Here is a 14,016-nt window from a genome sequence, read left to right on the forward strand (position 1 = left end):
AAAAAAAAAAAAAATACAAGAAAAGTAGTATAAAAATAACAATCACAATAAAGAAAAAACATAATACAAGATAAAATCAATTGACAAAAATTAAAAAATGTACATAAATAATAAAAAGAATTAGAAGATGAATAAAAAAAAAGAGAAATGAATGAATGAATTTTTTTTTTTTCAAGAAGGAGGCCTTCACGGACCTGTGTGACGGGACCGCTTGGTCTCGCCGCCCGCACTCCTGTCGGCGCTTGGGGGTTGCGAAAGCCACTTTCGCAACCCCCAACGTTGCGAAAGTGGCTTTCGCAACACCTCCGGTACCCGCTGATCGACGGCGCTCGGGGCACCGTTCACTCACCGGCAAGACGTCCTTGAATCACCCCCGATCACACGTGCGCGGGAGTGTCCACAAGGGACGAAAGTAATTCCCGCACCCGCCGGTCCATGTCGTCACGCAACGGCCGGATGCCGATGACGCCCTCGGTTTCCGGATCGGGGACGATCCACTCGATGTACCGCGTCCCCTCGGCGATCGGATAGGTCTTGCAGCCCATGGTGATCACGATGTCGGCCGCCTCGACGTCCGCGTAAGTGACCTGGCTCGGCACCTCCGCCGAAATGTCGACGGCCCATTCCGCCAGCGCCCCGGCCACCAGCGGGTTGACCTGCTCCGCCGGGTCGCAGCCCGCGGACCGCACGGTCACCCTGCCGAATCCGTGATGCTTCAGCAGGGCGGCCGCCATCTGCGACCGGCTCGCGTTGTGCACGCACACGAACAGGATTTCCGTCATTGCGCCGCCCGTTCTCCTCGGTGATGTGTTCCGTTACCGAGGCTACCCGTGAAGACCTCATCCTTCGCGGGTGAAAAAGAGGCGCGCAATCGAGGAGAACTTCACCATTTCGTTCCACTCGCATCCACGGAGATGAGCATGGTTTATAGGCGCTGGCACACTTTTCCGGTGCCCGTGAAAACAGGTGGGGGTTATCGATGACCGAGATCCGGCTCAGCGGCGCCGTGATGGCGCATCCCAGACGCAGGGAAGCGGCGGAAGAACTCGCGCGCCTCGACCCCGCCGGCGCGTTGCGCGTGGTGCTGGACCCCGAGCCGGACGGGCCGCCGACGGCGTTGCGGACGGCGCGCCTGGCTTGGAGCAGTGTTCCTGCCGACGCCACGCACTTCCTCGTACTGCAGGACGACGTCGAGCTCGCGGACGGTTTCTTCGAGCACGCGCGGAAAGCGGCCGAGCGACTGCCCGACGATGCCGTCGCCTTCTACGCCAACTGGAACTCCCGTAACGGCGCGGCCGTTCGGATGGCCGCCGCGGCCGGTGCGTCGTGGGCGACCGCGGTCAACGAATACGCGCCTTGTGTCGCCATGATGCTGCCCGCCGCGGTCGCCCGCGGTTACACGCCCTATTCCGACGCGCATACCGACGGCTGGCCGTGCGACGTGATCATGTTCCGGTATCTGAAGTCCATCGGGGTGCCGATCCGCATCGCGGTACCGAACACCGTCCAGCATTCCGGACTGCCCAGTGTCGCCGGCAACGACGCGCACGGACTCCGGCGTTCTTCCTGTTTCTCAGCGGTCGCGCCGTCTTCGGTCGACGGTGTGATCGCCGAGCCCGAGGTCATTCCCTTCCACAAGCATGTCACGTCGGAATGCGCGGTGCGCGGCGACGGGTATTGGGACTACCTCGGCACAGAACGGCTCCTGCGGCGATCGGGGATTTCGCCGCAGGAGTGCAGAACCGGATTCGAGCGAGGCGAAGATCTTTCCGAGGGCGCCTGGCAGACCTGGCTGACGGCGTTCGCGATGGGACTGTCCTCTGTGGACGCGGTTGAGAGTGAGGCGCTGGCTCTCGCGCTCGCGAGCGTCGGACCCGGCGGGCTCTGCGACCAGTTGACCGCGTCCGAGATCGAGTCGATCACGGCTTCACACAACGAAGTCGCGGTCAAGGCCTTCGCGGCGGGACGGGCGCGAGCGTCCCGTCCCCGGCGCTCACGGGCGGGAAGCGGTCTCCAGGTCGCGATCATCGGTCCCGGTGGCACACTCGCCGAGTATCTCGCCGGATTGCTGGCCGAATTCGGCCACGAGATCGTCGGCGGCGAAAGTCCTTCCGCTTCGACGAGGATCGTCCATCTCGGCGACGAAACCGATCCGGGCGACGTCTTCTGCGCCATCGTCGACACCGGCGCGCGTGAGCACGTCCTGCGGTTCGCGACGCCGATCGGCCCGCACGCCCCGGCCGATTCCCTGGTGGCGCACTGGATCCGGCTCGCGTGGACGCGGAAGACCCTGCCGGTCGACCCGGATCGCGTCCACCAGTTCACCGACGTGCGGGACATGGCGAGCGCGATCGACGCGGTGCTCACCGGGGTGCCGGTCTCGCCGGTGTACGACATCGCGACGGCCACGCTCACCGGGAACGAACTGGCGAAGGTCGTGTGCGCCGCGGTTCGCGCCGTGCCGACGGAAGCGGTCACCGAACCGTCGGAGACGCCCGTGCTGAAACCCGGGCCCGCCGCGGCGGAACTGGGCTGGACCGCGACCATCCCGGCCGACGAAGCCGTCCGGACCTTCGGGAAATGGCTGGCCTACGACACGGAATGGGACCGATGAGGATCCTCGTGGCGGGTCCGGTCCCGGAGGCCAGCGACTACGGCAACGGCGTCACCGCGCGCCGCTGGGCACGGCTGTTCCGCGACCTCGGCCACGACGTCCGGGTGGTCCAGGACTACGACGGCGGCACCTATGACCTGCTCGTCGCGCTGCATGCCCGCAAGAGCGAGGCCGCGATCCGGGCCTTCGGCGCCGCCTGCCCGGACGCGCCGATCGTGATCGCGCTGACCGGCACCGACCTCTACCCGGACCTGGTCGCCGGCGGGGTCGACCTGACCCTGCTCGAAAGCGCGAAACGCGTCGTCGTCCTCCAGCCGGAAGGAGTCGCGCAGGTCCCGCCCGGACTACGCGGCCGTACCAGGGTGATCACCCAGTCCATGCCGGCCATCTCCGGCGAGGCACCGGCGGTGGACCGGTTCGAGATCGCCTTCCTGGCGCACGCCCGACCGGTCAAGGATCCGCTGCGGCTGAGCGAGGCGGTGCGGCTGCTGCCGCCGTCGTCCCGGATCACCGTGACGCACGTCGGCGGCGTTCGCGAGGACGACATCGGCGACCGGCTGCGTGCCGAGTCGGCGGAGAACCCGCGCTATTCGTGGCTCGGCCCGCTGCCGCGGCCCGAAGCGCTCGCCGTACTCGCCCGCAGCCGTCTGCTGGTGCTCACGTCCCTGCACGAGGGCGGGGCGAACGTCGTCACCGAGGCGCTCGCCGCCGGCGTCCCGATCATCTCCACCCGCATCCCCGGCTCGGTCGGGCTGCTCGGCGCGGATTACGCGGGCTATTTCCCGGTCGGTGACACGGAAGCACTGGCCGCCGTGCTCGACGCCGCCGAACACGACCGCGCGGGGCTTTACACGCAGTTGCGGCGGCAGTGCGCCGCCCGCCGCGCTTCGGTGGATCCGGAGCGTGAAACCGAGGCCTGGGAGCGACTGCTCGCCGAAGCGGTCCCCGCGAAGGCCGGATACGAAGGAGTGCGATGAAACTCAGGAAGAGCGTTCCGAAGGTCGGTGGCGGCGGGGTGCACCGGGAGTTCACCGCCGAGCAGACCTACGCGCGGATCGAACCGCATCTGCGGCGCGCCGGGGTCACCCGGGTCGCGGAGATCACTTGGCTCGACCGGGTCGGCATCCCGGTCTACAACGCCATCGCGCCGCGCTCCAACGACATCATCTCGGTGTACAACGGCAAGGGCCTGACGAACATGGACGCCAGGACGTCCGCGGCGATGGAGGCGATCGAGCGGTTCTCCGCCGCCCTTCCGGTACGGCCACAGGTCATCGCCTCCTACGAGGAGCTGGTCGCGGAAGGCCGCACGGTGCTGGATCCGCGCGAGAACAACGCCGAGCTTTCCGCGCACTACCGCGACGACCTCCCGATCTCGTGGGTCGAGGCGTACGACCTGATCAACGAAGAGTCGATCCTGATCCCGCAGGCGTCCGCCGTCTACGGGCTGAAGTTCCACGAACCTCCTTGCTACAAGGTGCTTTCCACCAACGGGCTGGCATCCGGCAACAGCGTCGAAGAGGCCATCTGCCACGCGCTGACCGAATTGATCGAACGCGATTCGATGACCAACGCCGAACTCGTGAGCAGTCAGCTGGCCCAGGTGCTGGAGAAGGGTATCTTCGTCGATCCGCAGCCCGAGCACGTCACGTCCTATCTGCGGGAACTGCATCCGCACGTGGACCTGGAAACGCTGCCGCCGCTGGCGAAGTCCCTCGTGGCCAAGTTCCACGACGCCGGGCTGAAGATGCGGATCGTGCACATCACCTCGGATCTGGAGATCCCGAGTTTCCTCGCCGCCACCTCCGAAGACCTCGGCCCGACGACGTCGCAGGGCCACGGCGGGTTCGGCACGCATCCCGACGCGAACGTCGCGCTCATCCGCGCCATCACCGAATGCGCGCAGGGCCGCGCCGTCGACATCCAGGCGATGCGCGAGGACATCCGGCTCCCGACCGAGAACGTGTCCAAGTACCAGAACCACGTCCAGCGGTCGGCGACGATCGACAAGGGCGCGTGGGCCTGGCAGCCGATGCGCAAACAGGTCGCGTTCGACGAGATCCCGTCGTGGACCACCGACGACGTGATGACCGACATCAAGCTGATCCTGGACCGGATCCGCGCCGCCGGGATCGAACGCGCGCTCGCCGTCGACCTCTCCCCGCCGGGGATCCCGGTCAGTGTCGTGCGGGTGATCGTGCCGAGGCTCGAATCGTGGGCCGTCGACCACTGCAAGATCGGTCCGCGCGGCGCGACGGTCTGGAACGACACGCTGCTGGAACTCTCCGCCCGCATCCGGGCCGCCGAACTTTCCAAGCCCGCCTAGGAGATCGTCATGCGCGCAGTGGTTTTCATCGGCCCGAGCATCGACCGGGAAGCGGCGTCGGCCGAACTCGACGTCGAGTTCCTGCCGCCGGTCAAACGAGGCGACCTCGCCGAACTGCTGGCCCGGCCGGAGCCGCCGGAGGCCATCGGCATCGTCGACGGCCGTTTCTTGCAGAGCCTGTGCATCTCGCCGAAGGAGGTGCTCGAAGCGATGGACCGCGGTGTCACGATGTTCGGTTCGTCGAGCATGGGCGCCTTGCGCGCGGCGGAATGCTCTCCGTTCGGCATGGTCGGCGTCGGCAAGATCTACGAGGAGTACTTCTCCGGGCGGATCGACGCCGACGACGAGGTCGCCGTCACCTACGACGAAGAGAACCTTTCGGCGCTGTCCGAACCGATGGTCAACATGCGGTTCGCCATCGCCGCCGGGATCGAGGAAGGCGCCTTCGCCCCGGAAACGGGGGAGCGGTTCCTCGCGATCGCCAAGGAACTGTACTTCCCGCAGCGCGTCACCCGGACCGTGCTGATGTTGCTGCGGCGAGAGATCCCGGAGGACGAGCACGCCAGGATCGCCGCCTTCTTCGACGGCGGCGCCCCGGACACGAAACGCGAGGACGCCATCCTGCTGCTCGCGGCGATGCGTGACTTTCTGGACCCCGCCGGGCAACCGCAGATCAAATCCGTCGAACACCGAGGTGCGCTGTGACCGACTCCATCGACCCGTCGCTCGCCCCGCTGGCCGGGTTCAGCCCCGAACAGCTCGAACGCTTCCTGGAGGCCGTGCGGACGTCGTCCGACGGTGTCCAGGGCACGCTGGAGTCCTTGACCATGACGATCATGACATCGATCGAATGACTTCCGCGCCGCTGACGGAGGAGGACGTCACCCAGGCGAAGGTGGGCATCTTCTCCAAGGAGTACCGGGCGAGCACGATCGGCTTCGCGTCCGTGATGTTCCTCGAAGGGTTCGCCGCGCTGGCGCTGGTCACCACCCTTCCGGTGGCGGTCGGCCAGCTCGACGGACTGGCCGTGTACGCGCTGGCGCTGGGCGGGTTCGTCACGATGAGCCTGTTCGGTAGCGTGCTGGCGGGCGAGGTCGCCGACAAACGGGGTCCCCGGCTGCTGCTGGTGCTCGGGCTGGGCCTGTTCCTGGCCGGGCTGCTGCTCGCCGGGACCGCGACGACGGTGTGGCAGCTGATCGCCGGGCGCTGCGTGCAGGGGTTCGCGAGCAGTGTCGTGGTGGTCGGCCTCAACGTCACCATCGCGCAGTCGTATCCGTCGAAGCTGCGGCCGAAGGCGCTCTCGCTGATGAGCACCTGCTGGATCGTGCCGTCGATGATCGGCCCGGCGATCGCCGGGACGGTCACCGAGCTGCTGTCGTGGCGGTGGGTGTTCTTCGGGCTCGCCATCCTGGTTTCGGTCGCCTCGCTGATCCCGCTCGGGTTCCTGCGGCGGCTCAGCCCGGTGGCCGAGCAAGAGCGGTCGACGCCGCCGGGGCTCGTCCGGGCCGCGGCCATCGTCGCGGTGGCCGCCGGGATCCTGCACTTCGGCGCGTCGGGGCTGGACCTCCTGCACGTCCTGTTCGCGCTCGCGGGCGTGATCGCGCTGGTGATCAGTGTGCCCCGGCTGCTGCCCGCGGGGACGTTGCGCGCGGCCAAAGGTATTCCCGCGGCGATCCTGCTGCGTGGCCTGGCGTCCGGTATCTATTTCGCGCTGGAGTCCTACATCCCGCTGATGCTGATCAACCAGCGGCAGATCTCGGTCACCGCCGCGGGGGTCTCGTTCACCGGTGCCACGCTGCTGTGGGCGGGCGCCGCCTGGCTGCAGGGCCATCCGTGGTCCGAGGTGCCCCGGCACAAACTGGTGCTGCTCGGCTCCGCGGTGATCGCCGGGTCCAGCCTGATCGCGATCTTCGGTGTACTCGGCATCGCGCCGCCGATGACCGCGAGCGTCGCGCTGATCGTCGCCGGCTTCGGGATGGGGCTGGTGCTGCCCAGTCTCACCGTCCTCGCGTTCGACCACTGCCCGCCGGAGGACCAGGGCCGCTACTCGGCCGCCATGCAGGTGTCCCAGGGGCTCGGCAGCGTCGTGATGATCGGCGCGGCGGGCGCGCTGTTCAACGTCGGTACCGCCGCCGGCTACTCCGGCGGCCTCGTCTACGGGGTGGTTTTCACCTTCGTGGCACTTATCGCGCTCCCAGCGTGTCTTTTGGCGCTGAGGACCCGCATCTAGGAGGCACTCGTGCAGAAGGATCTCGCGGTCATCGGCCTGGGGTATGTGGGGCTGCCGTTGGCCAGGGAAGCCATCCGTGCCGGGCTCACCGTCGCCGGGCTGGACCAGAACGAGCGCGTCGTCGCGGCGCTCAACACCGGACTGTCGCATGTGGACGACATCCCGGACGCCGACGTCGCGACGATGGTGGAGGCGGGTTTCGCCGCCACCACCGACGAAAGCGTACTGGCCTCGGCCGACGTCATCGTGATCTGCGTACCGACACCACTGGCGTCCGACGGCGGGCCGGACCTCGGCGCGGTGAAGGCCGCGGCCGAGGCGGTCAGCCGTCAGCTGAAGCCGGGAACGCTGGTGGTACTGGAATCGACCACCTATCCCGGGACCACCGAAGAGGTCGTCGCCCCGATCCTGGAGTGGTCGGGACTCCGCGCGGGGGAGGACTTCTGCCTGGCGTTCTCCCCGGAGCGGGTCGACCCCGGCAACGCGGTCTACGGCATCCGTAACACCCCGAAGGTCGTCGGCGGGCTGACCCCGTCGTGCGCGGACTCGGTGGCCCGGTTCTACGGCCGGTTCGTCGACGACGTCGTGCCCGCCAAGGGAACGCGCGAGGCCGAGATGGCGAAGCTGCTGGAGAACACCTACCGGCACGTGAACATCGCGCTGATGAACGAGATGGCGGTGTTCTGCCACGAACTCGGCATCGACCTGTGGGACGTCATCTCGTGCGCCGCCACGAAACCGTTCGGGTTCCAGTCGTTCCGGCCGGGGCCGGGCGTCGGCGGGCATTGCATCCCGATCGACCCGAACTACCTGTCGTACAAGGTGCGCACCCTCGGCTACCCGTTCCGGTTCGTCGAACTGGCGCAGGAGATCAACTCGCGGATGCCGCGGTACGTCGTCGAACGGGCGCAGGCCATGCTCAACGAATCCGGCCGGGCGTTGCGCGGTTCGCGGGTGCTCCTGCTCGGCGTGACCTACAAACCGGACATCGCCGATCAGCGCGAGTCGCCCGCGCAGCCGGTCGCGGCGCGGCTGCTGTCCTTGGGGGCCGACGTCGTCTACCACGATCCGCACGTCACGGACTGGCGCGTGCACGGGGACCGGATTCCGAGGGTGACCGAGCTGGCGGCGGGACTCGCGTCGGCGGATCTGACGATCCTGCTGCAGAAGCACGCCGCCTACGACGTCGACGCCCTCGCGGACTGTGCCCGGCTTCTGCTGGACACCAGGGGCGCCGTGCCGCACGACGCGCACGTCGTCGCGCTGTAGGGCCCGCCGCGTCCGGCTCAGAGCACGAGCCGGACGCGGTAGGCCTTCAGCCAGTCGTTGAGCTGCAACGTGGTCTCCAGCGCGGGCCGGGTCAGCCGTCCCTCGGGGAATTCGTCGGTCAGCAACGGCGAAAGCGGCTCGTTCTTCGCGCCGATCAGCTTCCGCAGGCGGTCGCGCAGGATCCGGTCGTAGGAATCGTCCTCGATGGAAGGATACGGCGTCTTGGCGCGGCTCAGCACCTCGGCGGGAAGCAGATCCTTGCCGACGGCGCGCAACAGGCTCTTCTCTCGGCGGTCGAAGTTCTTCATCGACCACGGGACGTTGAAGGTGTATTCCACCAGCCGGTGATCGGTGAACGGCACCCGCACCTCCAGCCCGGCCGCCATGCTCATCCGGTCCTTGCGGTCGAACAGCACCTGCGCGTGCCGGGTCAGCCCGAGGTAGGTCACCTCGCGCATCCTGGCTTCCAGCGCATCCTCACCGGCCACAGTGGACAGCTCGGCGACGGCGGAGTCATGGCTGTCGCGTTCGTACTCGCGCAGCCCGAGTTTCGTCATCAGATCCGGCGCGAAGAGCAGATCGAGCCCTTCGTGCCGGCTTCGTCCTGAATGGACCCACGGGAAGGTGCCCGACCAGACGGCGTCAGGCTTGCGGTACCAGCGATAACCGCCGAAGACCTCGTCGCCGCATTCGCCGGACAACGCGACCGTCGACCGCTCCCGGACCATCCGGAACAGCTCGTGCAGCGACGCGTGTTCGTCGCCTTTGGCGATCGGAAGGTCGTACGCGGTCAGGACGGCCGCTTTCACCGAGGGAGCGAGAAGATCGACGGTGCTGTGCAGGATCTCCTCGTACCGCGCGCCGACGTGGTCGGCGACCAGCCGCGCGTGCACGTGGTCGAGGTTGTCGCCCGGCTGGTCGGTGACCTTGACCGAATAGGACCGGACGTCGGAGGTCCCGGCCGCGAGCGCGGTCAGCGTGCTGGAATCGAGCCCGCCCGACAGCAGCGTGCACAGCGGCACGTCCGCGACCAGCTGGCGAGTGACGGTGTCCTCCAGCAGTTCCCGCACCCTGGCGACCGTGGTGGTGAGGTCGTCGGGATGTTCCCCGGCCTGCAGCGACCAGTATTTCCGCAGGTCAAGTCCATCGCGGCGGACTCGCAGCGTATGCCCCGGCGGCAGCTCGCGCATCCCGCGGAAGACCGCGTGCCCGGGGTTCTTCGCCACCGAGAGCAGATCCCGCAGGCCGTCCGTGTCGAGAACGCGTTCGGCGAGTGGGTTGGCGAGGATCGCCTTGGGCTCCGAACCGAAGAGGACGCCGTCCGGGGTGGGGTAGTAGAAGAGCGGCTTGACGCCCATGCGGTCGCGGACCAGCAGCAGCTCGTCGCCGTCCCAGATCGCGAACGCGTACATCCCGTTGAGCCGGTCGACGAACGCGTCACCCCATTCGAGGTAGGCGCGCAGGACGACCTCGGTGTCGCTGCGGGTGTCGAACCGGTGGCCGCGGGCGGTGAGTTCCGTGCGCAGTTCCCGGAAGTTGTAGACCTCGCCGCTGTAGGTGAGCGCGGTCGTGCCCGCCGTCATCGGCTGGCGGCCGCCGTCGAGGTCGATGATGGAAAGCCGCCGGTGACCCAGCGCCGCGTGCGCGGAGAGCCAGATCCCGCCGGCGTCGGGCCCCCGCTTCGCCATGGTGTCCGTCATCGCCTCGACCGTGTCGCGTTCCCGCGTCAGATCCCGCCCGAAATCCACCCAACCGGTGATGCCGCACATCTCTCCAGCCTCGCACCGGGACGGCGGCCCCGGAGACTCCCGTATTGCCGGACCGATCAGGAATCGAGAAGCGCCGGATGCCGGTCTCACCTAGCGTGATCGCCATGGATATCAGCATTCACGGGAGTTTTCTTCCTCAGAACGACCCTGAGGCCGCGCTGGCCTTCTACCGCGACCTCCTGGGTTTCGAGGTGCGTAACGACGTCGGTTACGACGGGATGCGCTGGCTCACGGTCGGCCCGCCCGGGCAGCCGGTGTCGATCGTGCTGCACCCGCCCGCCGTCGATCCGGGCATCACCGAGGACGAACGCCGGGTCATCGGCGAGATGATGGCCAAGGGCACCTACGCGGGCATCCTGTTTTCCTCGGACGACCTCGATGGCTTGTTCAAGCACCTCGCGGAGGCGGGCGCGGAGGTCATCCAGGAGCCGACCGACCAGCCGTACGGCCTGCGCGACGGCGCCGTCCGTGACCCGGCGGGGAACCTGATCCGTATCCAGCAGCGCGTCTGAGGGCCGCATCTTCCTTGCGAACATGTGCCGTATCGAGGCGGCCGTGTCGCGAAAGCCACGTTCGAGACACCACATGTCCCCGAAGTGGCTTTCGCGACACCACCGACTCGCGCGAGTCGTGCCTCTGCCTGCTGCTGTACTTCCCTGCTGTACAGGCAGCAAAAAAGCCCTTCCCGATTCCCTGGGAAGGGCTTTTGATCTGTTGTGGAGCTGAGGGGAATCGAACCCCTGACCTTCTCGATGCGAACGAGACGCGCTACCAACTGCGCTACAGCCCCTGGTGAATCCTGCCCCGTTGTTTGGAGCTCCATGAGCCTATCAGTGGCTCATGGAGCCCCGAAACGCGGGGGTCACTCTCCGGCGGCCCGGCGGAAAGGCCTGGTGCCGGGCTCGTCGAGCTCGTGGAAGGCCGGATCCTCGTCGTCGAGGTCGACGACGACGGCTTGGCGCCGAAGGCGGGACATCGGGGACGGCTTGCGCTCCACGACGGCCGGGCGTTCGGTGGCGACGACCTCGACGTCCTCGTGGGATTCGGAGTCTTCGTCATCGGCGACCGAGCGGCGCGGGGCGCGGGTGCTGTTGAAACGGGCCTGGCGGCGTTGCCGGATCTCGTTCTCGATGCGGACCTGGCGGCGCAGGTACACGAGGTAGCCGATGAGGACGGCGTCGACGACACCGTTGGCCCACCAGACCGTCGGGGTCAGGAAGCCGGCGACGACCGCGGTGGTGACCACCAGGACGAGGAGCGCGATGACGATCCGCTGGCGGAACGCGTACTTGGCGCGCGCGGCGATGTCCGCGGCTTCGGGATCGAAGCCACCACGGCCCGGCCGGTAGCCGGTGCCTTGGCGTTCCCTTTCGGTGTGGGACGCGCGCGAGGGCTGGGGTAGTGGTTCGGCTTCCGGTTGCTCGTCTTCTAGGTCGGCATCGAGTTCCGCCTCGAGCTCGGCCAGATCGTCTTCTACCGACGGTTCCGTGTTCTCCGCCATGGCGAACTCCTCCGGTCCCTCTTGGCGTGTGCTCCCGCTCCGCACGACCCGCGCCGCCATGGCCGAGTCCGTCGTCCGCGCGACCTGCTGGCGCTTGCGGGCGACCATGGGCACGAGAACGACGAGCCATGCCGCTGCGAGCGCGACGATGATCACCGAACTGGGCATCTCCCGTCACCTCCCCCGATCCACTGCTGTAGTCACGCTAGCCACAACAGTCACACACGCCGCGCAGACTCGCCGGTTTCGATCACGGAAAATGCATCACCAAATTAGGTGAATCTCACAGGTTGTGGTAACGCGGTCACCGGAACGGCCCGGTGACGGGGTCAAACGCGCTCCGCGAGGCCCTTCGCGACGAGCCTGGAGACCAGTCCGTCACCGGTCTCCTCCTTGGTGATCGCGTAGCAGAAATGGTCCCGCCAGCCGCCCGCGACGTCGAGGTAGCGCTCGAAAAGTCCCTCTTGCCGGTAGCCCGCTTTGCCGAGAACTCGCAGGCTGGGGTTGTTTTCGGGGCGGACGGTCGCCTCGAGGCGGTGCAGTCCGCCGAAGTCGAAGACGTGGTCGGTGACCAGCGCGACGGCGCCGGTCGCGACGCCGCCGCGGACGATGTCCGATGACACCCAGTAGCCGATCCAGGCGGACCGGAGCGATGCCCGGATGATGTTACCCACAGTGATCTGCCCGGCGAAGCGTCCGTCCACCGTGATGGTGAACGGGAGGCACTGGCCGCGCCGGGCGAGGCCGCGCAGAGCCAGCCACTGGGACGGCCACGACCAGTACGCGTTGCGATCCGGCCACGGTCCGATGCCGGTCGGTTCCCACATCTCCAGGTGCTCCCGGTCCCGCAGCCGGACGCGGCTCCACTCGCCGGCGTCCCGTAGCCGGACCGGCCGGACGGCGAGGATCCCGGCGGGCACCCTGAGCGGACCCAGCTTCGCGGGCCAGCCCGGATGCCGGGTCTCGATCGGATACGCGACGCCGGAAATCGGTGCGCCCATTACGCCCGCTGGGCAAGGAAGGTCACCTTGACCTGCTCGCCCGCGGCGACCTCGGTGAGGTCTTCGTCGATGTTGATCAGGCAGTTCGCCTCGGCGAGCGACGCGAGCAGATGCGCGCCGGAGGTGCCGAGCGGTTGCACCAGGTACTCGCCGTTGCCCTCGTCGCGCAGCAGCTGCCCGCGCAGGAAGCCTTTGCGTCCCTTGGTCGAGGTGATCGGGGAGAGCAGCCGCGCGCCGACGATCCGGCGGTGCGGGTTGCGGGTGCCGCGCGCGGCGCGGATCAGCGGGCGGACCAGGACCTCGAACACCACCAGCGCGCTCATCGGGTTGCCGGGGATCAGGAACGTCGGCACCGAATCTGGGCCGAGCCTGCCGAAGCCCTGCACCGAACCGGGGTGCATGGCGACGCGGGTCATGTCGATGTGGCCGAGGTCGGACAGCGCCGCGTGCACCTCGTCGCCCGCGCTTCCGCCGGCGCCGCCCGCGACGACGACGATCTCCGACATCAGCAGGCGGCCTTCGACGATCTCCCGCAACCGTTTCGGGTCGCCGGGGACGATGCCGACGCGGCTCACCTCGGCGCCCGCGTCCCGCGCGGCCGCGGACAACGCGTACGAGTTGACGTCGTAGACCTGCCCGACCGACGGGGTGCGGTCGATGTCGACCAGTTCGTCGCCGACGGACACGATCGAAACCCGCGGCCGCGGGTAGACCAGTACCTTCGCCCGGCCGACGGCGGCGAGCAGGCCGACCTGGGCCGAGCCGATGGTGTCGCCCTTGCGCACGGCGACGTCGCCGATCTGCACGTCCTCGCCGGTCCGGCGCACGTAGCCCGCCGACGGCACCGACTTGTGCACGGTGACCTTGGCCTGGTGACCGTCGGTGTAGGCGGTCGGAACGACGGCGTCGGCGAGCGTGGGCAGCGGCGCGCCGGTGTCGACCCGCACGGCCTGGCCCGGCTGGAGCCGCCGCGGCTGGCGTGAACCGGCGGCGATCTCGCCGACCACCGGCAGCTGCACCGGCTCCTGGCCCGCGGTGCGGACGTCGACGCTTCGCACCGCGTAGCCGTCGACGGCGGCCTGGTCGAAACCGGGCAGCGCGTGTTCGGCGACGACCTCTTCGGCGCACAGGAGGCCTTGGGCCTCGGAGATGGCGACCCGGACCGGGCGCGGGCGTACCGCGGCGTCCAGGGTCAGCGCGATCTGATCCTCGACGGAACGGAACTGTCCCGCGTCTTCGGTCTCAGCCGCTTCGGCGATGGGCTCCGTCATGACTGGGGGATCTCGATCCGTTCGTTCGACCAGGC

13 protein-coding genes and 1 tRNA gene are annotated in these 14,016 nt (G+C 67.9%); 8 read left to right on the top strand and 6 right to left on the bottom strand.

All coding sequences use genetic code 11. The annotated features are described in order from the left end of the window. Positions 1 to 377 precede the first annotated feature (377 nt). Positions 378 to 782 carry an arsenate-mycothiol transferase ArsC gene (locus CFP71_RS32500; protein ID WP_093937771.1) on the bottom strand — a complete coding sequence of 135 codons (405 nt, stop codon included), beginning with the start codon at positions 780 to 782 and terminating at the stop codon, positions 378 to 380. A gap of 197 nt (positions 783 to 979) precedes the next feature. Here CFP71_RS32500 and CFP71_RS32505 point away from each other — a divergent pair, with 197 nt between their 5' ends. From CFP71_RS32505 to CFP71_RS32530, 7 genes are read left to right on the top strand one after another with little or no spacing between them, the layout of a single operon-like run. Further along, positions 980 to 2,614, top strand: a complete 1,635-nt coding sequence (locus CFP71_RS32505) for an NAD-dependent epimerase/dehydratase family protein (RefSeq protein WP_093937772.1) — start codon at positions 980 to 982, stop codon at positions 2,612 to 2,614. After that, on the top strand, positions 2,611 to 3,591 hold the full coding sequence (senB, locus tag CFP71_RS32510; protein WP_093937899.1) for a selenoneine biosynthesis selenosugar synthase SenB: 981 nt from the start codon (positions 2,611 to 2,613) through the stop codon (positions 3,589 to 3,591). The genes CFP71_RS32505 and senB overlap by 4 nt, the downstream gene beginning before the upstream one ends. After that, a complete protein-coding gene (locus tag CFP71_RS32515; RefSeq protein WP_093937773.1) occupies positions 3,588 to 4,940 on the top strand; it encodes a YcaO-like family protein in 1,353 nt (450 codons plus the stop codon). The genes senB and CFP71_RS32515 overlap by 4 nt, the downstream gene beginning before the upstream one ends. 9 nt (positions 4,941 to 4,949) lie before the next feature. Further along, a complete protein-coding gene (locus CFP71_RS32520; protein WP_093937774.1) occupies positions 4,950 to 5,645 on the top strand; it encodes a TfuA-like protein in 696 nt (231 codons plus the stop codon). Then, a complete protein-coding gene (locus CFP71_RS44390) occupies positions 5,642 to 5,794 on the top strand; it encodes a hypothetical protein (RefSeq protein WP_167406353.1) in 153 nt (50 codons plus the stop codon). Before CFP71_RS32520 ends, CFP71_RS44390 begins: the two co-directional genes overlap by 4 nt. Beyond that, a complete protein-coding gene (locus CFP71_RS32525; RefSeq protein WP_093937775.1) occupies positions 5,791 to 7,170 on the top strand; it encodes an MFS transporter in 1,380 nt (459 codons plus the stop codon). Before CFP71_RS44390 ends, CFP71_RS32525 begins: the two co-directional genes overlap by 4 nt. A 9-nt stretch (positions 7,171 to 7,179) precedes the next feature. Then, a complete protein-coding gene (locus tag CFP71_RS32530) occupies positions 7,180 to 8,439 on the top strand; it encodes a nucleotide sugar dehydrogenase (RefSeq protein ID WP_093937776.1) in 1,260 nt (419 codons plus the stop codon). Positions 8,440 to 8,456: 17 nt separating this feature from the next. Here CFP71_RS32530 and asnB read toward each other — a convergent pair whose 3' ends face one another. Further along, the gene (gene asnB, locus CFP71_RS32535; RefSeq protein ID WP_093937777.1) at positions 8,457 to 10,208 is read right to left on the bottom strand and encodes an asparagine synthase (glutamine-hydrolyzing); all 1,752 of its coding nucleotides are present in this window, start codon (positions 10,206 to 10,208) and stop codon (positions 8,457 to 8,459) included. Between the two features lie 104 nt (positions 10,209 to 10,312). Here asnB and CFP71_RS32540 point away from each other — a divergent pair, with 104 nt between their 5' ends. Continuing rightward, the gene (locus tag CFP71_RS32540) at positions 10,313 to 10,720 is read left to right on the top strand and encodes a VOC family protein (protein WP_093937778.1); all 408 of its coding nucleotides are present in this window, start codon (positions 10,313 to 10,315) and stop codon (positions 10,718 to 10,720) included. A gap of 205 nt (positions 10,721 to 10,925) precedes the next feature. Here the strand turns inward: CFP71_RS32540 and CFP71_RS32545 are convergent. The 4 genes from CFP71_RS32545 to glp all read right to left on the bottom strand — a co-directional run bounded on the left by CFP71_RS32545 (position 10,926) and on the right by glp (position 13,981). Beyond that, a tRNA-Ala gene (locus CFP71_RS32545) sits at positions 10,926 to 10,998 on the bottom strand. A 72-nt stretch (positions 10,999 to 11,070) separates the two neighbouring features. Beyond that, positions 11,071 to 11,877 carry a divisome protein SepX/GlpR gene (gene sepX / locus CFP71_RS32550; protein ID WP_093937779.1) on the bottom strand — a complete coding sequence of 269 codons (807 nt, stop codon included), beginning with the start codon at positions 11,875 to 11,877 and terminating at the stop codon, positions 11,071 to 11,073. Positions 11,878 to 12,038: 161 nt separating this feature from the next. Beyond that, on the bottom strand, positions 12,039 to 12,710 hold the full coding sequence (locus CFP71_RS32555; protein ID WP_093937780.1) for a GNAT family N-acetyltransferase: 672 nt from the start codon (positions 12,708 to 12,710) through the stop codon (positions 12,039 to 12,041). Beyond that, positions 12,710 to 13,981, bottom strand: a complete 1,272-nt coding sequence (glp, locus tag CFP71_RS32560) for a molybdotransferase-like divisome protein Glp (RefSeq protein WP_005155621.1) — start codon at positions 13,979 to 13,981, stop codon at positions 12,710 to 12,712. Before glp ends, CFP71_RS32555 begins: the two co-directional genes overlap by 1 nt. Positions 13,982 to 14,016 lie beyond the last annotated feature (35 nt).

Origin of the sequence: Amycolatopsis thailandensis, from assembly GCF_002234405.1 — a bacterium.
Lineage (GTDB): Bacteria > Actinomycetota > Actinomycetes > Mycobacteriales > Pseudonocardiaceae > Amycolatopsis > Amycolatopsis thailandensis.